The sequence below is a fragment of the Streptomyces sp. NPDC007264 genome (genome assembly GCF_042869095.1).
In the GTDB taxonomy this organism is placed as follows: domain Bacteria; phylum Actinomycetota; class Actinomycetes; order Streptomycetales; family Streptomycetaceae; genus Streptomyces.
On sequence record NZ_JBIAFD010000004.1, the window covers coordinates 185,089 to 207,663 of the forward strand.

Genomic DNA, 22,575 nt, shown 5'->3' on the forward strand with positions numbered 1-22,575 from the left:
CGTGACCGAGGTCTGGTTTCGAATAGGTGGCCGACAGCCGCTGGACCGTCCGTGCCCCGGAGCCCGTCGTGGCTGACGAGCGCGGCGGAGGCCGCCCCCACCGCCGCCGGGCGGCACCCAAGCGCCCCCAGCCGCATCGTGCGGAGGACGACGCCCGGGCGGAGGAGCCCCTGGCGCCCGACGTCACCATGCAGTTGCGCGTCGGGCAGCTCCCGGAGCCGGACGTCACCATGCAGTTGAGGGTCCCGGAGCAGCTGGAGCCGGACGCCACGATGCAGCTGCGGATGATTCGCCCGGAGGAGTCCGGCGCGGGGCGGGAGGAGGTCGCGCGGCGTTCCGTCCTCACCCGTGTCACGGCCCGCCTCGTGCCGTACACGCGGCCGCTGGCCCCCTACGCACGCAAACTCGCCCCGTACGCCCGCAAGTTGAAGCCGGTGTACCCGCGGCCCGGCCGCACCGGCTGGCGGCGCTGGATACCCTCGTGGCGCCAGTGGCTGGGTGCCGTACTGGCCTCCTTCGGCCTCACCACCACGTTCCTGGTCGTCGCGTACGCCGCCACGGACATACCGGAGAACCTGAACTCGTACGCCACCCAGCAGGACAACGTCTACTTCTGGTCCGACGGCACGCCCATGGCCCGCACCGGCTGGGTGCAGCGGCAGGCGATGCCGCTGAAGGACATACCCCCCAAGGTCCGGTGGGCCGTGCTGGCGGCGGAGAACGAGAACTTCTACTCCGACCCGGGCGTGTCCGTCTCGGGCATCACCCGAGCCCTGTGGCGCACGGTCGGCGAGGGGGACACCCAGGGCGGCTCGACCATCACCCAGCAGTACGTCAAGAACGTCTACCTGAACCAGAACCAGACGGTGAGCCGCAAGTTCACCGAGGCGATGATCGCCCTCAAGCTCGACAACAGGATGAGCAAGGACAAGATCCTCGAGGGGTATCTGAACACGAGCTGGTTCGGCCGCGGCACCTACGGCATCCAGCGCGCCGCCCAGGCCTACTACGGCAAGGACGTGAGCCGGCTCAACGCCAGCGAGGCCGCCTTCCTCGCCTCCCTGCTGAAGGGCGCGGGCCTCTACGACCCCACGCTGAGCGAGGCGAACCACCGGCGGGCCGCGGAGCGCTGGTCCTGGACCCTCGACCGGATGGTGAAGATCGGCAAGCTGTCGAAGGCCGAGCGCGCGAAGTACCGCACGTTCCCCGAGCCGCTGAAGCAGAACCCGCTCTACGACACCGGTGAGCAGAGCGACTATCTGGTCGAACTGGCGGCGCAGTACGCCAAGAAGGCCGGGCATATCTCGGACAAACAGTTCGACCTGGGCGGCTACCAGATCTACACGACCTTCGACCGCACGCGGGAGGCCACGCTCACCAGCGCGGTGACCAAGGCCCGCAAGCAGGCGAAGAGGGACCACCCGGGCCCGGCGGCGACCGCGCACTACGGCGCCGCCTCCGTGGCCACCGACGGCCGGATCCTCGCCGTCTACGGCGGCCCCGACCACCGCAAGCAGGGCTACAACGAGTCCAACGCGAGCACCGTCCCGGCCGGTTCGGCGTTCCTCCCGTTCGTCTACGCCGCCGGCCTGGAACACGGTGTGCACAAGACCCGCGGCGGACCCGCGACACCGGTCACCCCCGAGTCCGTCTACGACGGTGACGACGGCATCCCCGTCACCACGCCGGAGGGGCCGTACTGGGACCGCAGCGGCAAGAAGGTCAGCTCCCACAACGAAGGCAACAGGTCCTACGGACCGATCAGCCTCCGGCGGGCCCTCGTCCGGTCCGTGAACACACCGTTCATGCAACTCGGCATGGACACCGGCCTGGCCCAGGTGCGCGGGACCGCGGAGGCGGCCGGGCTGCTCCCCTCCACCATGGGCCCGCAGGTTCCCACCCTGTCCCTGGGCAGCTCCACGCCCAGCGCGATCCGGATGGCGAGCGCGTACGTCACGTTCGCCGCGAACGGGACGCACACCGAGCCGTACTCGGTGTGGCGGGTCACCCGCAACGGTTCCAGGGTCCCCCTCACGACGCCGGAGTCCCGCAGGGCCGTCGGCAGTGCGGTGGCCCGCGACGTCACCGAGGCCCTCACGGAGTCCTTCCGCAACGCCCACCCCGACGGCGCCCCCGCCTCCCTGCAGGTGGCCGGAAAGGCGGGAACCACACAGGGCGACACCGCCTCTTGGTACGTGGGGACGGCCACGTCCGTGTCCACCGCGGTCGTCGTCTACCGCATGGATCTGTCCAAGAGCCTGGAACCGCTGCCACTCGAGGGCGTCGCCGGCACCGCAGCGGACAGTGTCCCTTACGGCATCTGGTCCAAGGCCATGACGCAGTCCGGCCGGTCCCAGACGGCCGAGAAGCCCCACGTGTCCACTCCCCTCTCGGAACGAGCCGCCCATGACCAAGCGAACCGGCCGACGTCGCCGGACCCGTCCTCCTCGCACCGCCCGTCTGAACAGCCGGGCGGGATTCCTGACGCTGGCGACGTTCCTGGTCGTGGCGTCGGTGACGGCGACCTTCCTGGCACTGACCCGCCCGGGCAACACGGCTCCGACGGCGTCGACGGAGGGGGGCAGGAATTCCCAGGGCAAGGACTCCACGACTGACGCGGCGGGAGAACCCGCCTGGGACGGCAGGACGAAGGTGATCGGCGACGGCTCCACCTCCTACACCGGCCCGCCCACGGGGCAGCTGAAGGCCGAGCCGCTCAAGCCGGGTGAGAAGCCGCCCCAGTTCGTCGTCTTCTCGTGGGACGGCGGCCTGGAGGGCGACGACCACCTCTTCTCGCACTACCGCGAGCTGGCCAAGCAGTACGACGCCCACATGACGTTCTTCCTCACGGGCATCTACCTGCTGCCCAAGAGCGAGAAGGACCTCTACCACCCGCCGCAGCACTCCGTGGGCTCCGCGGCGATCAGCTTCCCCACCGACGAGCACATCCGCACCACACTGGGGCAGCTCGCGGAGGCGTGGAAGGACGGCAACGAGATAGGCACCCACTTCAACGGCCACTTCTGCGGCGCCAAGGGCGGCGGCGACTGGAGCGTGCAGGAGTGGAAGAGCGAGATCGACCAGTTCTTCTCCTTCGTGGAGAAGTGGAAGACCAACACGGGCTACAAGGACATCGCCCCCCTGCCCTTCGACTTCAGGAAGGAGGTCACCGGCGGGCGCGCGCCCTGCCTGGAGGGCCAGAAGAACCTGCTGACGGCCGGCAAGAGCTACGGCTGGCGCTACGACGCCAGTTCCGCGGGCGACTTCCAGATATGGCCGACGAAGAAGAACGGCATCTGGGACTTCCCGCTGCAGATGCTCCCGTACGAGGGCGGCAAGTACCAGGGCCTGTCCATGGACTTCAACTTCCTCTACAACCAGTCCGGCGGCGAGACCCAGGGCGATCCGGCCAAGTTCCCCGAGTGGGAGCAGGAGACCGTCCGGTCCTACATGGACGGCTTCAACCGCGTGTACTACGGCAGCCGCGCACCCCTGTTCATCGGCAACCACTTCGAGGACTGGAACGGCGGCATCTACATGAAGGCCATCGACCAAGTCGTGAAGAACGTGTGCACGAAACAGGGAGTCAAGTGCGTGTCCTTCAGGGAACTCACGGCCTGGCTCGACGCCCAGAAACCCGAGACGCTGGAGCGGCTGCGCAGCCTGGATCCGGCCCAGTCGCCCGACTGGTCGACCGTGGTGAAGTGAGGCCGCGTCCCTCGGTATCGCTTCTGCAACCCCCTTCACGAGAGCCACACATGCCATGCGAAGATGCGGCTCCCGGTATCGAGTACCGGCGTAGAGGGGAACATCATTGAAATCACGAAAACTGAGCCATAAGCGGCGTCGCACAACGATAGTCACGGCCGCGGCCGCCTCGGTCGTCGCCGGTGTGGCGCTGGTGCCCAACTGGAGCGCGGGCGCGGCGAGTGTCGCCGACCCCACGGTGGACCCGTCGACCAGGGCCACCTTCCAGCGACTGGCGGACGCGGTCTTCACCGACCGCACGGACGCCCTGGTGGACAACGGGAAGAACACCGGCGACAAGCCGCTGGCGTCGCGGTTCTCCGGCGACGTGCGGCTGTCCTCGACCCTGTCGCGCGACGAGAAGTCCGCGCTGTCGCAGCTGCGGGGCCGCAAGTCCCGACTCGCGTCGCTCGGCGAGGAGTACAGCGCGGCCGCCACGAGCGTCTCGCTGGACCGCACGCGGGTGAAGGGCCGTCACGCCACGGTCGACGTCACCGAGAGCACGACGCTGACCTACGAGAAGGCGCGCGGCAACGAGCCGAAGACCACCGGCTTCCAGGCCCACCACCGGCTGACGTTCAAGGCCGACAGCAACGGCGACTGGCAGCTGACCGGTATCCGCGACACCGATGACGGCTACCTCGCGGTGAACCAGGTCGCCAAGCCGGCCGTCGCCGCACCGGCCACCGCGGCCGACGACGCCCCGCCCGAGGCGACCCGCTCGGCCACCACGCGGCCCGCGCCGGCCAAGCCGAAGGACTTCTCCTCCAGCGGCTACGACTACAAGGCCATGGCGGCGTACGCGGCCAAGTACTGGAAGAGCTACAACCCGGACTACCCGGACTTCAACGGGCAGGGCGCGGGCGGCGACTGCACCAACTTCGTCAGCCAGTCCCTGAAGGCGGGCGGCTGGAAGCACGTTCCCGGTTACACGAACGACTTCCACAAGTGGTTCGGCAACTCCGAGATCCAGTCCGACTCGTTCGTCGGCGTCAACGAGTTCTCCTGGTTCGCCCTGTCCTCCAAGCGGGTCACCAGCCTCGCCAACGTCTACCAGATGGACGTGGGCGACGTGCTGCAGATGGACTTCAACAAGGACGGGTCCAAGGACCACTCCATGATCGTCACCTCCCGCAGCGCGCAGGGCGTGCCGTATGTGACGTACCACTCCACCAACACCTACAACAGGTCGGTGGCCAGCATCATCGCGTCGTACCCGAACGCGGCGTACTACGCCTACCGCACCTGAGCGGTGCCCTCCGGGGCGGGGAGGCCGGGCCTCAGTGCCCGGTCCCCCGCTCCTCCCGGATCCGCGCCACCACTCCCGCGACCGCCCGCCGCACCGCCTCGGCCTCCGTCAGGAAGTGCCAGTAGTCCGGATGACGGCCCTCCAGAGTGCCGATCGCGCGCTCCAGCCGGGTCACGGAGTCGTCGAGCGGCCCGGCGTGCCGCGGGTCGGGCGTCGTACGCCCTGCCATGGCCAGCCGCTGCGCGTCCCGGATCGCGAACCGGGTCCGCTCGATCTCCTGCTGCGGGTCCTTCTGCACGGCGTTGAGCCGACGCAGCCGGTCGCCGGCGGCGGACACGGCCTCGTCCGTCGTGTTCAGCAGCGCCCGTACGGTCGACAGCAGCGAGGTCGCGTCCGGCCAGCGCTGTGCGTCGCGCGCGGTCTGCGCCTCCTTCATTTTCACCTCGGCCTGCCGCACGGTCTCGGCGGCCTGCTCCGGCACATGCTGCAGGTCCTGCCAGCAGGCGGCCGCGAACCGCCGCCGCAGCTCGCTCAGCACGGGCTCGACCTGACCGGCACGCGTGGTCAGCGCCTGCGCCCGGGTGCGCAGGGACACCAGCCGGTGGTCGATCTCGGCGGCGCGCTCCGGCAGCCGCTCGGCCTCCGTACGCACCGCCTCGGCCTCCCGGGCGACCCGCTCGGCGCGCTCCAGGGTCTGGGCCACGCCGTGCCGGCCCGCCCCCTGGTTGAGCCTGGTCAGCTCGGGAGCGAGGGCGGCCAAGCGGGCGGCGAGGTCGTCCGCAGCGAGTCCCGTGGCCCGCACGGCGTCCAGGGCGTTGCTGGCGGCGAGCAGGGACTGGCGGGCGCGCTCCACTGCCGGGGCGAGCCGGGCCAGCTGCGTCTCGGCCTTTCCCAGCAGCGGCCCGAGCCCTTCTCCGAAACGGTCCAGTTCCTGTCGGACTCGGGTCAGTTCGTCCTTGGCGGCGGTCAGGTCCGCGCGGGCCCGGGAGGCGGCGGGGGCGTCCAGATCGACCCGGTCCAGGTCATGCGCGTCCACCGCCTGGATGTACCGGTGGCTGACCTCGTCGATGCGCCGCCCGAGCGCCTCGAAGTCACTCACCGCGCGGCGGGCGGCGGGGGAGTCGTCGACCGCGGCGATGGTCTCTATCGAGATCCTCAGGTCGCGCTGGGCGGTGTCGAGCTCGTAGAACGCGGCCGCGGCGGCGTCCTTCGCCGCCTGCGCCTCGGCCCGCTGCCCCTCGCCCCGCCCGCCGAACCACCGGCGCGTCCCGCCCCCGGCGAACGCCGCGGGAAGCAGCAGCGCGGCGACGAGGGGGACGGCGAGCAGGACGAGGGCATCACGCACGGGGCCGGGAGTCCGCGGCGACCGGGGGGCGGGAACCCGCCGCGACGCCCGGCCGTCCCGTCGGCCGTCGCGCCCGACCGGTGCCGGACTCGGGGTGGGCGCGGGGTCCGGGCGGCGGCTCGACGAGCGGTGATGCGCGCATGGCGCAAACGGCGTGTACGGCTGCGATGGTGTCGCCGTCACATCCCTCTCCCGTGCTGTCATCCGCCCTGCCCGGTGTCATTCTCCCACCGGTTGAGGACGAACACACGGGGCAGTCGGTTCGCCGTGCCGTGCCGTGGCCGTGGCCGTGGCCGTGGCTGAGTCCGCGCCCCGGCGCCCGCGCGGTCTACCCCGCCGTCCGCACCGTGACCGACCCGTCCCGCGTCCGGGCGTCGACCACATGGGAGCTGTTCGGGTCCCTGGGGACGGAGACATGGACCGAGCCGTCGTCGGAGCGGGCGGACACACGGTAGGAGTCGTGCGGCAGCGTGATCGTCACCGAGCCGTCCTCGCTGCTCGACTCCACGAGGTCGGGGACGGCACCGAGTTCGAGGCGCACCGAACCGTCCCGGGTCCCGGCGTGCACATGGCGCCCGCGCACGCCCGTCGCGTGGATCGACCCGTCGCCGCTGTCCAGCGTCAGGGGCCCGGTCGAGTCGGTCACCCGCACCGAACCGTCCCCGGTCCGTATGCTCAGCGCCTCCTCGAAACCCCGCGCCCGCACGCTTCCGTCGCCGTCCTCGACCTTGACGGCGACTCCGCGCGGCACCTCGATCCGGTGCTTGGCGGAGCAGTCCGCGACCAGGCCGGAGCACCTCAGCCGCAGCACCAGCCGGTCGTCCTTCATGGCCCAGGTCACCCGGGGATTCCCGCCGGCCACCACCGACCCCTTGAACCACCGTGTGACCTCGACCTTGTCCACATCCGCCGGAACGATCTCCAGCGCCGAGTCGTCGGAGTCCACGGTGAGCATGCGGCCGTGCAGCGCGAAGGAACGGTGGTCGGGATGCCGGTCGTCCGCGGCGTCGTTCCCACAGCCGGCGGCGGTGGCGACGAGCACCGCGACGACTCCGGCGCCGACGACGGCCCGGACGCGCCGCGCGCCTTTGCCGCGCGCGGTACCCGGGGTCCCCCGGGTACCCGCGGTGCTCGACCCCGTACGATCCATGACATCCTCCTGAGAGCCGGCCGCCCGAAGCTCCGGAAGCGACCTGGGAGCCGGACGGCGTGAATGAGCGAAGCTGTCCTTCGACCGTACGCATCCACGCCCTCCGAGAGGATCCGGCCCGCTCCCGGAACGAGGGTGGGGTTAACCCCCCGCCGTCCCCCCGATACGGGTTTGCGGGGCACACCCTCGGGCAATGTAGGCTGTCGACTCGTCCTGGGCGCGTAGCTCAGCGGTAGAGCGCCGCCCTTACAAGGCGGATGTCGGCGGTTCGAAACCGTCCGCGCCCACCAGTGGCAGGACATGAGGAAGGCCCAGGTCGGCGGGTGGGTACCCGCGGTGACCTGGGCCTTTCGATCAAGGGGGCGATGGCGTCCGGCTGTTGGACGGCGGGAAGGCGGCCGGTCTTCGGGACGGTCGCGAGCCGGCCGGGGCCGAAGGCGTCGGCGAGCGCGCATCGTGGCCATGTCGACGTGTTGCCCGGGCCGGCGGCGGTCCGCTCCCGCGCTGCCCGCGAGGCGCGGCTACCTCTCCCGTGGCGGTTCCTCGGCCACGTGCTTCAGGCGCATCCGTGCGTCCACCTTCTCCTCCTTCGCCACCTGTGACCAGAAGCGGTGGCCGGAGACGAACACCGCGAGCTCGCGCTCGCGTCGGCGGAGCTTCTCCACCTCGGCCTGCTCGTCCTCGGTCCAGCCCGGGGAGGCGGGGCGCTCCACCTTGCGCCAGGCGGTGTCGTCGCTGAATCCTTCCAGCGGTTCGACCGACCAGGGAAGCCGCTTCAGCAGGGCCAGGAGCTCCGCCCGGACCTGATGCAGCTCCTCCTGACCGGCGAGGAGGTCACTCGGAAAGTCGTAGGTCGCAGCCACGCCGCAATGCTACGCCTGTTCGATTTTTGGATGCGAGTCGCTTCTCTCGCTTCACCCGAACGATGGGGCTGCGCGCCTCAGCCGCCCGCCGCGGAGCACTTCCGCGGGCCGGGACCGTGCTCAGTGGCTGGTCGAGCGGCACGGGGTGAGGGGCGTCGGAGCCCGCTGACCGTGCCCCCGCCACGCGCGCTGCGGAGGTATGGGTGAGCGTCCGGGCTGCGGTACGTGCGGCTTCGTGGGGGAGAACGCCGTCCGTCGCCTTCGGCCCGTTCGGAGCCGCGGTCCGCGACCGGCTCGAGCATCTGCGGGCCGGCCCCGGGGGCCCTCCTCGACGGGATTCGCCTCACGCGCCCCGCCCGGCTCCCACCCCCCGCCGTCCGCCCGCGCGCGGCCGATACCTTTGGTGCCCGTGACCCTCGATGATCTGCGTGTCTTCGTCGCCGTCTGCCGGGCCGGCAGCCTCAGTGCCGTGGCCCGGGAGCTGGGTTGCACCCAGTCCGCCGTCAGCCAGCACGTACGGCGGCTGGAGCGCGAGGTGGGGGTCGGGCTGGTGGAGCGGCAGTCTCGCGGGGTCGTGCCCACCCGGGCCGGGCGCGTGCTCCACCAGGCCGCGGAGGAGGGCATGTCGGGGCTCGACCTGGCACTGCGCAGGCTGGCGGAGATCGCACGGGGGGACGGCGGCGTCGTACGGATCGCCACCGGGAGTGTCACCGTGCGGCACTTCATGGCCGCGGCGGTGGCCGAGTTCCGGCGGCAACACCCTGCGGTCAGCCTGGAGTTCCGTACCGAGAGCTCCAGCCGCAGCTGTGTGGACGCGCTGTGGGAACCGGGCATCGATCTGGCCTGGGTGACCCTGGGGGCTCCCGTACGCGGGGTGGAGCAGCGGCCCGTCGTCCGGCTGTCCTGGGTGCTCGCGGTACCCGCCGCCGACGAACTCGCCGCGCGGGAGCGGGCCGAGGCCGCCGACCTGGCGGGGCTGCGGCTCATCGGGCTGCCCGAGGGCTCCACCTCGCGCATCCAACTCGACGCCGCCTGCGCCCGGCTGGGAATACCGGCGGCCGCCTCCGACACCAGCGTCGCCGACTGGGACACCGCCATCCTGCTCGCCGAACTCGGCGTCGGCCACGCGATCGTGCCGGACCTGCCCGGTTGGCGCGACCACGGTCGGCCCGGGCTGCGGTTCATCCCCGTGCCCGAACTGCCGCCGCTCACCGTGGGCTGGGCGGCGCGCCGTTGGGACACGCTGTCCCCGTCGGCCCGTGCCTTCGCCGACACGGTCGTCCGGCACAACGCCCTGCCCGACTCCTCGCACAACGCCCTGCCCGACGCCTCGTCCGACGCCTCGTCCGACTCCTCGTCCGACGCCTCGCCCAACGCCTCACCCAGCGTCCCGTCCGGCCTCCCGTCCGACCTCCCGTCCTGGAACGGCGTCGGTCCTCCGGAAGTTAGGGGCCGGGGTGGTCAGGAGCCCGGGTAGGACCGGCCCAACTCCGCCACGAGCCGCGCGGCAACCGGCGCCTCCACCCCGTACCGCTCGGCCGCCCGCAGCAACGCCCCGCCGATCGCGTCGAGTTCGAGGGGGCGTTCCGCCTCCGCGTCGCGCTGCATCGACGACTTCATCTCGGGCGGGAAGGAGTCGTAGCGGGCGAGCGCGGCCGCCGCGTCCGTGGCCGCACCGCTCGCCCGGCCCACCGCGGCCGTCTCCTCCACCAGCGACACCAACTCCTCGCGGTGATCGGTGCGGATGACGCCGAGCGGCGCCCCGTACCGGGTGGTCAGCAGTGCGAACGGCGCGAGGAACGCCATCTTCGACCACAGGGCCGACGCCTCCCCGTCCAGCACTCGCACCTGAACCCCGGCCCACTCCAGGGCCCCGGTGAGCCGGTCGAGCCGGTCGTGCGCGACCGCGTCCCCGGTCAGGTCGACCTCCACGAACGGGCTGCCGTGCTCGATCACGCCCGGCGCCAGGCGGGTCGACTCCACCCGGATGACGGCGGGGGCCACCCGGGCGTCGCCGTAGCGCCCGCGCAGGGCCCCCGGGTGTTCCACGCCGTTCAACAGCGGTACGACCAGGGTGTCCTCGGCCAGCGCGGTGACCGGCACCCGTTCCAGCGCCGCGTCGAGCGCGGTGTGCTTGACGGCGACGAGCACGACATCGGCTGGCTCGCGCAGCTCCGTGTCCGTCTCGACCCGCGCCGTGAACTCGCCGAACCTGTCGCTGCGCACGTGGATGCCCCGCTCCCGCAACGTCCGTGCCGATGCGTCGCCCGCCAGGCAGATCACCCGGTGCCCGGCCCGGGCGAGCAGTGCGGCGAGCAGACCGCCGACACCGCCGGGTCCCAGGACCGCCACCGTGAGGCCGTCATCCGTCATGTTCCATCCCCGATCTTCGTCCCCGACTCATGTCGCCGACTCATGTCCCCGACCGGCGTCCGCGCTCACGCCCCGGCCTTTGGGGTCGTGGTGCCGGGGCACCGGTCCGGGACCCTCGGAGATGATCACAAGGGCCCAGGTTCCAGTCAATCCTCCATGAACCTTGCCCATCCCCAAGGGATTTCTTGGGTACTGGCCGCCCTCGAAGGCGGGGCCGCCGCGAGCTTCCGGCAGACTCCCATGGGTGTTCGTCACGCCGACCGAGCGGGTCACCCGAGGCGCCCGCCTCTACCGCTGGATCTGTCCCTGACCCCCGGCAGGACCGCGGAGCTCCTTGCCGCCACCCCGATCACGCCGGAGAACGTGTGACGGCGGACACAGGAACCCGACCGGGGCGGCGGAGGGAAACAAGTGTGACGCATACACAACCAGCAGAGTCATCGCGTGGGCGAATACGGGCAGGAGACCGTGGCGCGTTCGCAGACTTGTACGAACAAAACGCGAGGGCGGTCTACAACCACGCTCTGCGGCTGACCGGAAGCTGGTCGGAGGCCGAGGACGTCATGGCCGAGACCTTCCTCGCTGCCTGGCGCGCGCGGGAGACCGTGGAGCCGGAGGGCGGCTCCCTCACCCCGTGGCTGCTCGGCATCGCGACGTACAAGGCGCACAACGCCAACCGTGGACGGTGGCGCAAGCTCGCCTTCCTGGCGCGCAGCCCGGATCCTCGCCCCGTCGAGGACTTCGCGGACGAGACGGTCGGCCGCATCGACGACGCCCGCCGCCTGGCCGTCGTCCATGACACACTGCGCCGGCTGCGCCGCCAGGACAGGGAAGTGATCGCCCTGTGCGTGGCGGCCGGGCTGGACTACCAGCAAGCCGCCGAGGCCCTGAACATCCCGGTCGGCACCGTGCGTTCGCGGCTCTCGCGCGCCCGGAGCCGACTGGCCGGGCTGAGTGCCGCGCAGGCGCGTGACGTGAGGGTGGAACCGGACGGCGCTCGCGGAGAGACAGGGAGCGAGGCCGCGTTCGCGGCGCTCTTTCTGCAGGAGGAAGCCCGATGAACGCCGACACCCCGCACTGCACCGGCCCGGCCGAGAGCGAGGCGGAAGCACTGCTGGCGAGCTCGGCCGCCTGGGACCTCCCGCGGAGCCGTCATCTCCACCACAAGGAAGTCCTCATGCAACAGATCGACCGGGACCGCATCTCCGAGACCCTGGGGTCGTCGACGGCACAGCCGCGCCGTCGGCTGCTGCGGCCCGCGATGGTCCTGCCTGTGGCAGCCGTACTGACCGGCGTGCTGGTCGTCACCGCGTCCGGCGGTGACCACGACTCCGCCTCGCGGCGGCCCGCCTCCGCGGCCGGGCTGGCCGCGGACAACGGCGCGTCCGCCACCCTCGACCGGATCGCCGCCGCCGCCCTGTCGCGGGACGTGAAGCCGGTGGAGGACAGCCAGTTCGTGTATGCCGAGCTCCTGATCCGCGAGAACGCGGGCACCTTCGACGGCCCGGTCCGGCTCGGGGCGCTGCACAAGAAGGAAGTCTGGACCGTCCAGGGCCCGGGACCCACGACCACAACGGGCTGGATCCGCGAAACGGGCAAGGACGCGGTGATGCCCGGCGAGCGGATCCCCGTGGTCGACCGGACTCCCGTGCGCGCCGGCCTGGACCACCCCACCTACAAGTGGCTGGCCACACTGCCCACGGATCCCGAGGCCCTGCGCACCCTGCTCTACGCGCAGACCAAGTCGTGGGACGGGCTTTCGAAGGACGAGACCGTCTTCAGGTCCGTCGGAGAGCTGCTGGGCTCGACGATCATGCCGCCCGCCACCGCCTCGGCTCTGTACAAGGTCGTCGAGAAGATCCCCGGCGTCACCGTGACACCCGACACGGTCGACGCCGCAGGCCGTCACGGCATCGGCATCTCCCGCAAGGATCCCGCATCCACCACCCGCGACGAGTGGATCTTCAACAAGGACACCCTCGCCTATCTGGGCTCACGGTCGTACCTGACCGCGCACCAGGGCGAGGGCAAGGGGGAGGGCGAGGGCGTCACCGCCGACACGTTGTACGGCATCGACGCCGTCATGGAGCGCGGGGTCGTCGACACGCCTGGCGAAACCCCCGCGAGCCCCGAGGGCTGAACCCGACGGCAGGTCCGCAGGTCCTGCGGCCACCGCTTGATCTCCGGTCTTCACACACCGGTGATCGGCGGTGGCCGTCCCCGTCTCCCGGCAGCCCCTGTCGGGATTCCGGTGGGAACCCGGCCCCGCGTCACCCGCTTGCGGGTCCGACGCTTGCGGGTCCGATGCCTGCGGGTCCGATGCCTGCGGGTCCGATGCCTGCGGGTCCGACGGGAGAGTCAGGTCCTGGGCTTGAGGGTGCTCTCGGGGCGCAGCCTGCCGTCCTCGTCCAGATCGTTCAGCACGGCGGACAGGCCGACGCGCAGCATCTTCCGCCGGACGTGACCGAGGATCTGGGTCATCAGGAGCCCGCCGGTACCCGTGAAGCCCGTGTGGTCGTAGGTGAAGCGCGTCCCCGTGCCATGGGGTTCGATGCGGTAGGCGACCTCGGTGGTGTCGCTGGTGCCATGGTCGGTCCACGTGTAGCGCAGCAGCCGGGGCTCGTCCACCTCCAGTACGACGCAGTCGACGATGCCGCTCCAGCCGGGCTTGGGCTTGGCGATGAACTGGAACCGGGCGCCGACGGTGGTGGTGAATCCTTCCGGGCGTGCCCCGGCCCCGGTGGCTGTCCACAGCGGTATGAGCCGGGGGTCGGTGACGGCGTGCCAGACCTTGGTGGGGGAGTGCGGGTAGTCGCGGACGATGTGGATGGCACTCATGAGGGCTCCCGAAGCCGAAGCGGTCGAGCGAAGGACAGAATATACAGTCGCTGAAAATTTACAGTAGCAGTAAATAATCCGTCGCTGCACTACTCTGTCGTCATGAGCACGGTGGACTGGACGGCATGGCGTCCGCAGACCGCGGAGCCCGCGGCCGAAGGGCTGCGGGAGCGGAAGAAGCGCCTGTTGCGGCAACGCCTGTCCGACACCGCGACCGAGATGTTCCTGGAGCGCGGCTTCGACGCCGTCCGAGTGGCGGAGATCGCCCAGGCATGCGAGGTCTCGGAGAAGACGGTCTTCAACTACTTCCCGACCAAGGAATCACTCGTCCTGGACCTCGGTGAGACCACGATGGCCGCTCTGCGCGCGGGCCTGGCCGACACGGACCACTCCGCGGTCGAGGTGGCGCTGCGGATCCTCTCCGACGAGTTGCGGGCCCTGACCTCCTGGATCGCCGCGCAGGACGATCCCGGGCAGGCCGCCGCCATGATCAGGCGCTTCGGCGCGCTGACCAGGTCCACGCCCTCACTGAGGGCCTACCACCGGGACATGACCGACCGGCTCGTCACCGTCGCAGCCGAGGTGCTGGCCCGGCGCGTCCACAGGAGCCCGGACGATCCGGAACCGCAGATCGCGGCGACCGCCCTGCTCGGACTGTGGTCCATCCAGTTCCAGAGCCTGGGGAAGCATCTGGACGGCACCCGCACGGCGACGCAGATCCATGAGGCGGTGACCGCCGACGTCCGTCGCGCGGCCGAGCTCATCGCTGCGGGCCTGAACTCGTTCGAGGGCGCCGCTCCTGCCCGCTGACGGGCTCGGCCGCAGACGGTGTGAGAACTGAGAACCGGTCCGGTCGCCCGACCTTCAGGAAGCGCGTCCCTCGGCGCGCCGAGCCAGCCGTACCGAGGAGCCCGGTTCCAGCAGGTGCAGACGGTCCGTCAGGCCCGCCTCGGCGAACGCCTTCCTGAGCGTGGCGCCGTCCTGGGTGAAATGGGCCCAGTGCTCGAAGTGCAGCGGGACGACATGGCCGGCGCCGAGGATCCGGGCCGCCTCGGCGGCCGCCTCGCTCGTGAGCGTCAGCGGGGCGTCCGGGACCAGGGGGGTGCGGGCGGCACCGGCGAACAGGACGGCCACATCGACGGGGCCGACGCGGTCGGCGACGGTGCGGACCACGTCGAGGGAGGCGTTGTCGCCGCTGACGTACACCGTGGGCAGATCCGCGCCCGACAGGACGAAGCCGGTGACCTCGCCGACGAGCGGCTCGCTGCCCTCCGGGCCGTGCAGGGCGGGCACGGCGGTCACCCGCAGCACTCCGCCCGCCGGGCGCGGCAGTTCCACGTGCTCCCAGGACGGCAGGGCCCGGACGGGGGCGCCGATGCGCTCGTACGCCGAGGCCGTGGACAGGGTCAGCGGGGCCTCGGCGAGCCGGTCGCGGCCCGCCGCGTCGAGATTGTCGGGGTGCTGGTCGTGCGAGAGGAGAACCGCGTCGACGGGGGCGATCTCCGTCGCCGGGACCGCGGGACCCGCGGTCTTCACCAGGGTGCGCGCGCCGATGGGGTACTCCCCCGGGGGGTCGAACGTCGGGTCCGTGAGCAGGCGTACGCCGCCCAGCTCGATGACGGCGGTGGGGCCGCCCACATACAGAAGGTCGACAGAGCTCATGCCGTGCACAATCCGGCGGGCGACCGGGCTTATTCCCGGGATCTCCGTAAGAGCGGGCGAACACGGGCCGGCAGCGCGAGACTGGACCCATGTGCCGCAGCATCAAGACGCTCCGCCCGCCCGCGATCCCCGAGGAGGCCACGGAGGAGGAGATCCGCGCCGCCGCGCTCCAGTTCGTCCGCAAGGTCTCCGGTTTCCGCGCTCCGGCCGCGCACAACCGCGAGGTGTTCGATCAGGCGGTGGACGCGGTCGCCGCGGCGACCGCCGACCTGCTCGCGGGCCTGCGGGTGCGGGGAGCGGCCCGGTCCTAGGACCCCTCTGCCGTATCTCCGCGGGTGTCGCCAGGGCCCTACCGGTCCCGCGGGGCCGGGCGGCGCATGAGGTAGGCCGCGCCCGCACCCGCCGCGAACAGCGCCGTCACCGAGACGCCCGTGGCCAGCCAGGTCGCGCCCAGCCACTGGCCGCCGAAGTAACCGAGGGCCACGCTGTAGCCCGCCCACGTGAGGCCGGCCAGTGCCGACCAGGGCAGGAAGTCCCGGGCGCGGCGGCGGGCGGCGCCCGCGCCGAGGGAGACGACGGAGCGGCCGGCGGGCGCGAACCGCGCCAGGATCACCAGCGCACCTCCTCCGCGCGCGAGCGCCGCACCGAGACGTTCGTGTGCCCGCGTCAGCCGGCGCGAACGGGCGATCGCGCGGTCCAGGCGGGCGCCGCCGCGCCAGGCCAGGCGGTACGCCACCAGATCGCCCAGGACCGAGGCCGTCGCCGCGCACGCCACGAGCCAGAGGACGTCCGGGACCCGTGTGACGGCGGAGCCCGCCGCTGCCGCGGTTGCCGCCGCGATGACCAGGACACCGCTCGGCAGCAGCGGCAGGAAGACGTCCAGCAGGACCGATGTGGCCACCACGGGGTAGATCCAGGCGCTGCCGGCCAGCGACCCCACACTCTCGAACACCCGCATCTCCCCGTCCGACTCCCCAGAGGCACCTGCGTGCCGTGATGTCACGGGGAGCGGCAGGAGCGCCTTCGACAGCCGTACAGCGTACGCGGCCGGGACAGGAGATGCACCGGGGACCGGTGAGGTGGCCGGGACGCCTGCCGCCGTGGCCCGGGCGGTCAGGCCGTGACGGGCTCCGAGGACTGCTTGTCCACGGCGGTCGAGCGGGCGGCGAGCACGCGGTCGAGGCCGAACGCACCGGAGCCCGTGAAGGTCAGCAGCAGGAAGGACCAGCAGAACAGCACCGGCAGCTCACCGCCGTTCTGGATCGGCCACAGGGCCACGGGCTGGTGCATGTCGAAGTACGCGTACGCCATCGAGCCCGAGGCCACGAACGCGGCGCCGCGGGTGCCGAGGCCGAGCAGCACCAGGCCGCCGGTGACGAGTTCGATCACGGCCGCGTACCAGTCGGGCCAGGTGCCGGCGGGGATGGCCCCGCCCTCACCCGTCGCGCCGCCCAGGACACCGAACAGCCAGGCGACGCCGTGGCAGGTGAAGAGGAAGCCGATCACCATGCGGAAGAGGCCGATGGCGTACGGCTGTGCGTTGTTGAAGCGTGGGGGCATGTGGGGGCTCCTTCGGTCTGGTCCGGTCCACGGGCGGACCGGTCGTGGGGGCGGAAACCGAGTCGGCCACCAACGTAGGCAGACCTTCGGGAGGTCCGCAGTTCGGCACAGGCCCGAATGGCGGTGGGCGCCGGGCCCTTGACGGTGGATCAGGCGGGGGCGGGCGCGGTGCCGGAACGGACCGCGGTGCCCGGCGGGCGCCGGACGTCATCCGGACGGCCCGGCGGTACGTCGGCGGTGCGCCGGGACGGCGTCTTCGGGTTCGACTTCGTCGAGCGCGGCCGGACGAGTGCCTCACGGGTCGGTGAGGTGGGGTTCCGCCACGGTCGTCAGCCGGGCCGGGCCCGTGCCGTCCGGGCGTGCGCGGAGTACTCGCAGCGATGCGGAACGGCCGCGCAGGGTCAGGGTCATCAGCTGGTTGCCGAACCACGGGCCGCCCGTCCGGCGCCAGTCGATACCGGGGTGCGCGCCGCGACCGTGCCGGGCGAAGCGGCGGCCCAGAGCGCGCCCCGGGCCGCTCCAGCCGAAGCGGAAGCCCAGCCGTATGGACAGCGGGACGGAGTTGTGGACGGGGGAGCAGGTCAGCTGGAGGACGCGGGCGTCCGGTCCGGTGGCCGGCCACTCGGGCTCCGCGATGTACGCGTGGTGCACATCGCCGGACAGCAGGCACACGCTCGCCGGCGCGCCCGGCCCCGTACCGGCCTCGGCGACGAGGTCCGCCAGCGCCCGGAACGACTCGGGGAAGGCCGCCCAGTGCTCCAAGTCGGCCAGGCGGCGCAGGCGTTCGCCGTAGCGGGCCCAGCGCTCGCCGCGCTCGCCGCGGCACAGGGCGGCGCTCCACGCCTCGGCGTCGTGCACGAGGTGGGGGAGCAGCCAGGGCAGGGAGGTGCCGATCAGCAGGTGGTCGCAGGTGTCGCGCGCGCCGAGCGCCTGCCGCCGCAGCCACCGGGCCTCACCGGGATCGAGCATCGACCGGCCGCCCTCGTCGAGGACCCGCGCCGCGCGGGTGTCGAGCATGACGACCCGGACGCGGCCGAAGTCGCGGCGGTAGCTCCAGCGGACCGAGGAGGGGTCGGCGTCGGCCTGGGCGGCGTAGGCGCGCAGCACGTCCGTGCCGTCCGGGGTCCTGCGCACGGCGGCGTACAGCGGGTCCTCGGCCAGCTGGGCGGGGGACAGATTGCCGAGGTGCTGGTGGACCCAGTACGCCATCAGGCCGCTCAGCAGCCGCTCGCGCCACCAGGAGGTGGCACGCATGTCGGCGAGCCAGGACGCGCTGGTGTTCCAGTCGTCGATGATGTCGTGGTCGTCGAAGATCATGCAGCTGGGCACGGTGGACAGCAGCCAGCGGACCTCGGGGTCCAGCCAGGACTCGCGGTAGAGCCAGGTGTACTCCTCGTAGTCGGCCACCTGGCCGCCCGGCAGGTGGGTGAGACCGCGGCGGGCGGCGATCCGGTCACGGATCGCCGCGGACGTCTCGTCCGCGTACACCTGGTCGCCCAACAGCAGCAGCACATCGGGACGTTCGGCGTCCGGATCGGCGGCGAGGCCCGCCGCGAGGGTGTCCAGCGCGTCCGGGCCGACCCGGTCCCTCTTGCCGACGGGCGGGGCGGCCCAGCGGCAGGAGCCGAAGGTGACGCGGACCACCTCGGGGTGGGACGTACGGATCACGGAGGGCGGGAAGGGCGAGTCCGGCAGCGGCCACACGGGCGTCCCGTCCAGCAGCACCTCGTACGCCTCCGTGCTGCCCGGTGCGAGGCCGGCCACCGGCACGATCGCGTAGTGGTGCCCGGCGATCTGGAAGGTGCGGGCCGTGCCGCGGGCACCACCGGCGCAGCGCACCTCGGCGGCGCACGGGCGGCTCGCCTCGACCCAGACGGTCGCGGACGATTCGTCCACGTATCTCAGCAGCGGCCCCAGGCGCAGGCTCGTCGTCACGGCGATCACTCCCCTCCGTCGCCCCGTACGGTACGGGGCGACGGAGGGGAGCGGGGAGGGTCCGGAGAAGCAGGAGTCTCAGCAGTTCGCCAGGTGGCTCTGGAGCGCGCTCTTCTCGGCCGAGTCGACGGAGAGGTCGTAGTAGTACTTCACCTGCACCCAGGCGCGGACGTACGTGCAGACGTACGCCGACCGGGACGGGACCCAGGTGGCGGGGTCCTGGTCGCCCTTCGCCTGGTTGACGTTGTCCGTGACGGCGATGAGCTGCGGGCGGGTCAGGTCGTTGGCGAACGCCTGGCGCCGGGACGTCGTCCACGCGCTCGCGCCGGAGTCCCATGCCTCGGCGAGCGGCACGAGGTGGTCGATGTCCAGGTCGGAGGCGGCGGTCCAGGTGGCGCCGTCGTAGGGGGAGTACCAGCTGCCGCTGGTGGCGGCGCAGGAGGAGTTGGTGACGACGTTCGTGCCGTCGCGCTTGAGGACGGTCTCGCGGGTGTTGCAGGTGCCGCTGATGGTGATCCAGTGGGGGAAGAGGTCGCGGCTGTAGCCGGTGCGGTCCTCCGTCGCCACGGTGAGCGAGGCGAGGTAGCTGCGGGCGGTGGCGGCGCTCACGGGGGTGGGGAGAGCGGCCTGGGCGGTCGGACCGTTGAGCAGCCCGACGCCGGCTATGAGTCCGGTGAGGGCGGCCAGGACGCCGAGGCGTCGACGCGCGTAGACCTTGGACATGCGAACTCCCTTGTGGGGTGGGGATGGTGCTTGCGGGCTGGGTTCCGTCGTCGCATGCGCGTCGCGCGGCGGACGGGACTGCGACGACAGGACCTGGGGAATGCTCGCGAGGGGGTGTTGCCGGAAGGTGTGCCTGCGGTAAGAAACTAATGACGCGTACATGACGCTACAAGGGGTGCGGCGTGACTTTCCTCGCACGGGGAGCGTCCGGCGGTCCCGTACCATGGGGGACGCAGAAGGGGAGTAGCTCTTCGCCGGACCGTCGACATACTGCTCAGCTCGCCTGAGCCGGCGCCCGGAGGCGGACCCGTACGGGTCGGCCAGCGAGACCTTCGGCCAGCAGTGCACACCCGTGCCCACGGCACGGGTGACCCATGTGCTGCCGTGCCGAGGTGTGTCGCACCAGATCACAGCACTCTCGGCGGGGCGGCCCCGACCGATTGAGGAACCTTGATCAGCATCACCGTCCTGGCGCTCGCCTTCGGTGTCGTCTTCCTGGCCGAGCTGCCGGACAAGACGGCCCTGGCCGGACTCGTCCTCGGCACCCGCTACCGCGCCTCGTACGTCTTCGCCGGTGTCGCCGCCGCCTTCCTGCTGCACGTCACGCTCGCCGTCGCGGCGGGCAGCGTGCTGACCCTGCTGCCGCAGCGGATCGTGCACGCGCTCACCGGCGTGCTCTTCCTCGGCGGCGCCGCCGTGCTCCTCATGAAGAAGGACGACGGCGAGGAGGAGATCCGGCGGCCCGAGAACCAGAGCTTCTGGAAGGTGTCGGCGGCCGGTTTCATGCTCATCCTGATCGCCGAGTTCGGTGACCTGACCCAGATCATGACGGCGAACCTCGCGGCCCGTTACGACTCCCCGCTGTCCGTGGGCCTCGGGGCGGTCCTCGCCCTGTGGGCGGTCGCGGGCCTCGGCATCGTGGGCGGCAGGGCGCTGATGAGGAAGGTGCCGCTGCGGCTGATCACGAAGATCGCGGTGCTGCTGATGTCGGGGCTCGGGGCCTGGAGCCTGTACGAGGCCGTGGCCGCGTGACGTGATCCGACGTCACGAGGTGCGGGTGCGGGTGCGGGTGCGGGTGCGGGGGAGGTGGCGGGAACGGCCACTGTTTTGTATCGTGGAGAAACAAAGTGGCTCCCGCCCGCTCCTCCCTGACCGGCGGGCGGGGCCGCCTTGTCCCCATCGGGCCCCACCGGTCCCTTCCCGCGCCCTGGAGCCAAGCCGATGACGGCCACGACCGTTCTCACCGCCCGCGCCCTGCTGCTGGACATGGACGGCACCCTCGTCAACTCCGATGCCGTCGTGGAGCGGTGCTGGCGCCGCTGGGCCGAACGGCACGGGCTGGACGCCGGCGAGGTGCTGAAGGTCGTGCACGGCCGGCAGGGCCACGCCTCGATGGCCGTGCTGCTGCCCGACCGCCCCATGGAGCAGAACCACGCCGACAACGCCCGCATGCTCGCCGAGGAGACCACCGACACGGACGGCGTGGTCGAGATCCCCGGTGCCGCCGCGTTCCTCGCCTCCCTCGCCGGGCTGCCGCACGCCCTGGTCACCTCGGCGGACGTGGCGCTGGCCGCCGCGCGCATGGCCGCCGCGGGGCTGACACCGCCGGACGTGCGGATCACCGCCGAGTGCGTGGGCGCGAGCAAGCCCGACCCCGAGGGCTTCCTCAAGGGCGCCGCCGAACTGGGCGTCGCCCCGGAGGACTGCGTCGTCTTCGAGGACTCCGGCGTGGGCATCGCCGCGGGGCGCGCCGCCGGGATGCGGGTGGTGGGCGTCGGCCCGCGGGCCCGTGCACACCGCCCCGACGCCCTCGTCCGAGACCTCGCACAGGTGCGTGCGGCGGGCGCGGCGGACGGCGGGATCACCCTGCACATCGGCTGACCGGGCGCGACGTCCCGCCGGTCCTCAGGGCTCGGTCGTCTCCGACTCCAGCCTCGCCCTCGTCGCCGCCCCGTACACCCCCGGCTCGTCCTGTCTGATGCCCCGGCTGTACTGGTAGTAGCGGACGGCGTACCCCAACGGGTCGCCGTAGACGCCGTCCACGGGCCCGAAGTACATGCCCACCTGGCGCAGGCGGAGCTGCAGTTCGCCGACCTCGGGGCCCCTGTCGCCGACGCGCAGGACCGGGGCGCGGTCACCGCCCGTCGGCGATGCCGTGGGGGTGGCCGGCACGGTGGGCGGGGCATGGCTCGCCGTGGCCGAGGGGGACGGGCTCGCCGACGCCGTCGACGCCGATGCCGAGGGTGAGGGGCTGGAACGGGGTGACGGCGTCGCGCTCGTCGCGGAGGTGGTCGCCGAGTCCGTCGCCGAGTCCGTGGGCCGCGGCTCCGTCGTCGCGTCCGACGGTTTCTCCGGCACGCTCGCCCGTACGCCCTCGGGCAGTGCCCCGTCCCGTTTCGGCGAAGCGTACGAGAACAGCCCGCCGGCGACCCCCACGGCCACCGCCGCGGCGACGGCCCCGCCGGTGACCAGCAGCACGGTGGTGCGCCGCCCGCGCCGGGGCGGCGTGTCGTCCGACCGTCCGGAGGCGGCGCGCCCGGCGGGCACGGCGGCGAGCCGCATGGTCGCGTCCGGTGCGGCCGCGGGGGGCGCACTCCCGGCAGGTGCGGCGGAGAGCGGCGCCGTCCCCTCCGGTGCGGCGGAGAGCGGCGCCGTCCCGTCCGTCACGGCGGCAAGGCGCATCGTCTCCTCTGCGGGTGCGGCGGCCCGCTCGGACCCCTCCCGCACGGCGGCGAGCCGCATGGTCCGGTCGGCGGGCGCAGCGGCCGCCTCGGACCCGTCCATGGCGGGTGCCGCGGCCTCGGACCCGTCCATCCGTACGGCGGCGAGCCGCATGGTCGCGTCCGGTGCCGCCCCGCTCCCGGCCGGCTCCTGCGCCGCCGGTCCCGCCGGTGCCGCGGCCCCCGTCCCCTCGGCGGCGACGTCCAGTTCCACGTACGGCCGGATCCGCAGCGGATCGAAGTCCTCGGCCGCCGCCGCGTCCGCCGTGCGCGCGTCCCGGAGCGCGTCGGACGCCCGCAGGGTGCAGGCACACGACGGTGTGCCGTCGGGCCGCCGTGGTGCCGCGCACTCCGGGCAGGCCCGACCGTTCGTTCCGCTCACGCGTGGATCCCCTCCCGCTGAATGTGCA

Annotated in this window: 22 protein-coding genes and 1 tRNA gene; 12 read left to right on the forward strand and 11 right to left on the reverse strand. The window is 72.2% G+C overall.

What is annotated here, in order from left to right; all coding sequences use genetic code 11:
• Positions 1-284 precede the first annotated feature (284 nt).
• The 3 genes from ACFYMU_RS08010 (at position 285) to ACFYMU_RS08020 (ending at position 4,996) form a co-directional block, all read left to right on the forward strand.
• On the forward strand, positions 285-2,615 hold the full coding sequence (locus ACFYMU_RS08010; protein ID WP_388370317.1) for a transglycosylase domain-containing protein: 2,331 nt from the start codon (positions 285-287) through the stop codon (positions 2,613-2,615).
• On the forward strand, positions 2,506-3,708 hold the full coding sequence (locus ACFYMU_RS08015; protein WP_388369569.1) for a hypothetical protein: 1,203 nt from the start codon (positions 2,506-2,508) through the stop codon (positions 3,706-3,708). Before ACFYMU_RS08010 ends, ACFYMU_RS08015 begins: the two co-directional genes overlap by 110 nt.
• Positions 3,709-3,892: 184 nt before the next feature.
• The gene (locus ACFYMU_RS08020) at positions 3,893-4,996 is read left to right on the forward strand and encodes an amidase domain-containing protein (RefSeq protein WP_388369572.1); all 1,104 of its coding nucleotides are present in this window, start codon (positions 3,893-3,895) and stop codon (positions 4,994-4,996) included.
• A 31-nt stretch (positions 4,997-5,027) separates the two neighbouring features.
• Here the strand turns inward: ACFYMU_RS08020 and ACFYMU_RS08025 are convergent, their stop codons facing one another.
• Positions 5,028-6,524, reverse strand: a complete 1,497-nt coding sequence (locus ACFYMU_RS08025; protein WP_388369575.1) for a hypothetical protein — start codon at positions 6,522-6,524, stop codon at positions 5,028-5,030.
• 145 nt (positions 6,525-6,669) lie between these two features.
• On the reverse strand, positions 6,670-7,491 hold the full coding sequence (locus tag ACFYMU_RS08030; protein WP_388369578.1) for a DUF4097 family beta strand repeat-containing protein: 822 nt from the start codon (positions 7,489-7,491) through the stop codon (positions 6,670-6,672).
• Positions 7,492-7,706: 215 nt separating this feature from the next.
• On the opposite strand from ACFYMU_RS08030, the gene ACFYMU_RS08035 reads away from it, so the two are divergent.
• Positions 7,707-7,781 (forward strand) — tRNA-Val (locus ACFYMU_RS08035).
• Between the two features lie 231 nt (positions 7,782-8,012).
• Here ACFYMU_RS08035 and ACFYMU_RS08040 read toward each other — a convergent pair.
• On the reverse strand, positions 8,013-8,354 hold the full coding sequence (locus tag ACFYMU_RS08040) for a hypothetical protein (RefSeq protein WP_388369581.1): 342 nt from the start codon (positions 8,352-8,354) through the stop codon (positions 8,013-8,015).
• 409 nt (positions 8,355-8,763) lie between these two features.
• Between ACFYMU_RS08040 and ACFYMU_RS08045 the strand changes: the two genes are divergently transcribed.
• Complete coding sequence (locus ACFYMU_RS08045; RefSeq protein WP_388369584.1) at positions 8,764-9,831, forward strand: LysR family transcriptional regulator; 1,068 nt, start codon at positions 8,764-8,766, stop codon at positions 9,829-9,831.
• Here the strand turns inward: ACFYMU_RS08045 and ACFYMU_RS08050 are convergent.
• Positions 9,816-10,727 carry a ketopantoate reductase family protein gene (locus tag ACFYMU_RS08050; protein WP_388369587.1) on the reverse strand — a complete coding sequence of 304 codons (912 nt, stop codon included), beginning with the start codon at positions 10,725-10,727 and terminating at the stop codon, positions 9,816-9,818. The genes ACFYMU_RS08045 and ACFYMU_RS08050 overlap by 16 nt on opposite strands.
• Positions 10,728-11,140: 413 nt before the next feature.
• On the opposite strand from ACFYMU_RS08050, the gene ACFYMU_RS08055 reads away from it, so the two are divergent.
• The 3 genes from ACFYMU_RS08055 (at position 11,141) to ACFYMU_RS08065 (ending at position 13,102) form a co-directional block, all read left to right on the forward strand.
• Positions 11,141-11,788 carry an RNA polymerase sigma factor gene (locus tag ACFYMU_RS08055; protein ID WP_388369589.1) on the forward strand — a complete coding sequence of 216 codons (648 nt, stop codon included), beginning with the start codon at positions 11,141-11,143 and terminating at the stop codon, positions 11,786-11,788.
• Positions 11,785-12,867: a CU044_5270 family protein gene (locus ACFYMU_RS08060; RefSeq protein WP_388369592.1), complete on the forward strand. Its 1,083-nt coding sequence runs from the start codon at positions 11,785-11,787 to the stop codon at positions 12,865-12,867. The genes ACFYMU_RS08055 and ACFYMU_RS08060 overlap by 4 nt, the downstream gene beginning before the upstream one ends.
• A 70-nt stretch (positions 12,868-12,937) precedes the next feature.
• A complete protein-coding gene (locus tag ACFYMU_RS08065; protein ID WP_388369596.1) occupies positions 12,938-13,102 on the forward strand; it encodes a Cys-every-fifth RiPP peptide CefA in 165 nt (54 codons plus the stop codon).
• Here the strand turns inward: ACFYMU_RS08065 and ACFYMU_RS08070 are convergent.
• A complete protein-coding gene (locus tag ACFYMU_RS08070) occupies positions 13,086-13,565 on the reverse strand; it encodes an SRPBCC domain-containing protein (RefSeq protein WP_388369598.1) in 480 nt (159 codons plus the stop codon). The genes ACFYMU_RS08065 and ACFYMU_RS08070 overlap by 17 nt on opposite strands.
• 102 nt (positions 13,566-13,667) lie before the next feature.
• On the opposite strand from ACFYMU_RS08070, the gene ACFYMU_RS08075 reads away from it, so the two are divergent.
• The gene (locus ACFYMU_RS08075) at positions 13,668-14,375 is read left to right on the forward strand and encodes a TetR family transcriptional regulator (protein WP_388369601.1); all 708 of its coding nucleotides are present in this window, start codon (positions 13,668-13,670) and stop codon (positions 14,373-14,375) included.
• 54 nt (positions 14,376-14,429) lie between these two features.
• On the opposite strand, the gene ACFYMU_RS08080 is transcribed toward ACFYMU_RS08075, so the two are convergent.
• Positions 14,430-15,227, reverse strand: coding sequence for an MBL fold metallo-hydrolase (locus ACFYMU_RS08080; RefSeq protein ID WP_388369604.1), 798 nt, complete (start codon positions 15,225-15,227; stop codon positions 14,430-14,432).
• A gap of 89 nt (positions 15,228-15,316) precedes the next feature.
• Between ACFYMU_RS08080 and ACFYMU_RS08085 the strand changes: the two genes are divergently transcribed.
• Entirely contained in the window at positions 15,317-15,538 is a 222-nt protein-coding gene (locus tag ACFYMU_RS08085; RefSeq protein WP_388369607.1) for a DUF2277 family protein, read from the forward strand.
• Positions 15,539-15,576: 38 nt separating this feature from the next.
• Here ACFYMU_RS08085 and ACFYMU_RS08090 read toward each other — a convergent pair whose 3' ends face one another.
• The 4 genes from ACFYMU_RS08090 to ACFYMU_RS08105 form a co-directional block, all read right to left on the reverse strand.
• Positions 15,577-16,179 carry a DedA family protein gene (locus ACFYMU_RS08090; RefSeq protein ID WP_388369610.1) on the reverse strand — a complete coding sequence of 201 codons (603 nt, stop codon included), beginning with the start codon at positions 16,177-16,179 and terminating at the stop codon, positions 15,577-15,579.
• Between the two features lie 161 nt (positions 16,180-16,340).
• Positions 16,341-16,787 carry a DoxX family protein gene (locus ACFYMU_RS08095; protein ID WP_388369613.1) on the reverse strand — a complete coding sequence of 149 codons (447 nt, stop codon included), beginning with the start codon at positions 16,785-16,787 and terminating at the stop codon, positions 16,341-16,343.
• Between the two features lie 294 nt (positions 16,788-17,081).
• Entirely contained in the window at positions 17,082-18,731 is a 1,650-nt protein-coding gene (locus ACFYMU_RS08100) for an alkaline phosphatase D family protein (protein WP_388369616.1), read from the reverse strand.
• Positions 18,732-18,800: 69 nt separating this feature from the next.
• The gene (locus ACFYMU_RS08105) at positions 18,801-19,445 is read right to left on the reverse strand and encodes an HNH endonuclease family protein (RefSeq protein WP_388369619.1); all 645 of its coding nucleotides are present in this window, start codon (positions 19,443-19,445) and stop codon (positions 18,801-18,803) included.
• Positions 19,446-19,895: 450 nt separating this feature from the next.
• Here ACFYMU_RS08105 and ACFYMU_RS08110 point away from each other — a divergent pair, with 450 nt between their 5' ends.
• Together ACFYMU_RS08110 and ACFYMU_RS08115 are read left to right on the forward strand one after the other, a co-directional pair.
• Positions 19,896-20,477 (forward strand): TMEM165/GDT1 family protein, encoded by a 582-nt coding sequence (locus ACFYMU_RS08110; protein WP_388369622.1) that lies wholly within the window; start codon positions 19,896-19,898, stop codon positions 20,475-20,477.
• 189 nt (positions 20,478-20,666) lie between these two features.
• The gene (locus ACFYMU_RS08115; protein WP_388369625.1) at positions 20,667-21,326 is read left to right on the forward strand and encodes an HAD-IA family hydrolase; all 660 of its coding nucleotides are present in this window, start codon (positions 20,667-20,669) and stop codon (positions 21,324-21,326) included.
• 24 nt (positions 21,327-21,350) lie between these two features.
• Here ACFYMU_RS08115 and ACFYMU_RS08120 read toward each other — a convergent pair whose 3' ends face one another.
• On the reverse strand, positions 21,351-22,547 hold the full coding sequence (locus tag ACFYMU_RS08120) for a peptidoglycan-binding protein (RefSeq protein WP_388369628.1): 1,197 nt from the start codon (positions 22,545-22,547) through the stop codon (positions 21,351-21,353).
• Between the last annotated feature and the right edge of the window lie 28 nt (positions 22,548-22,575).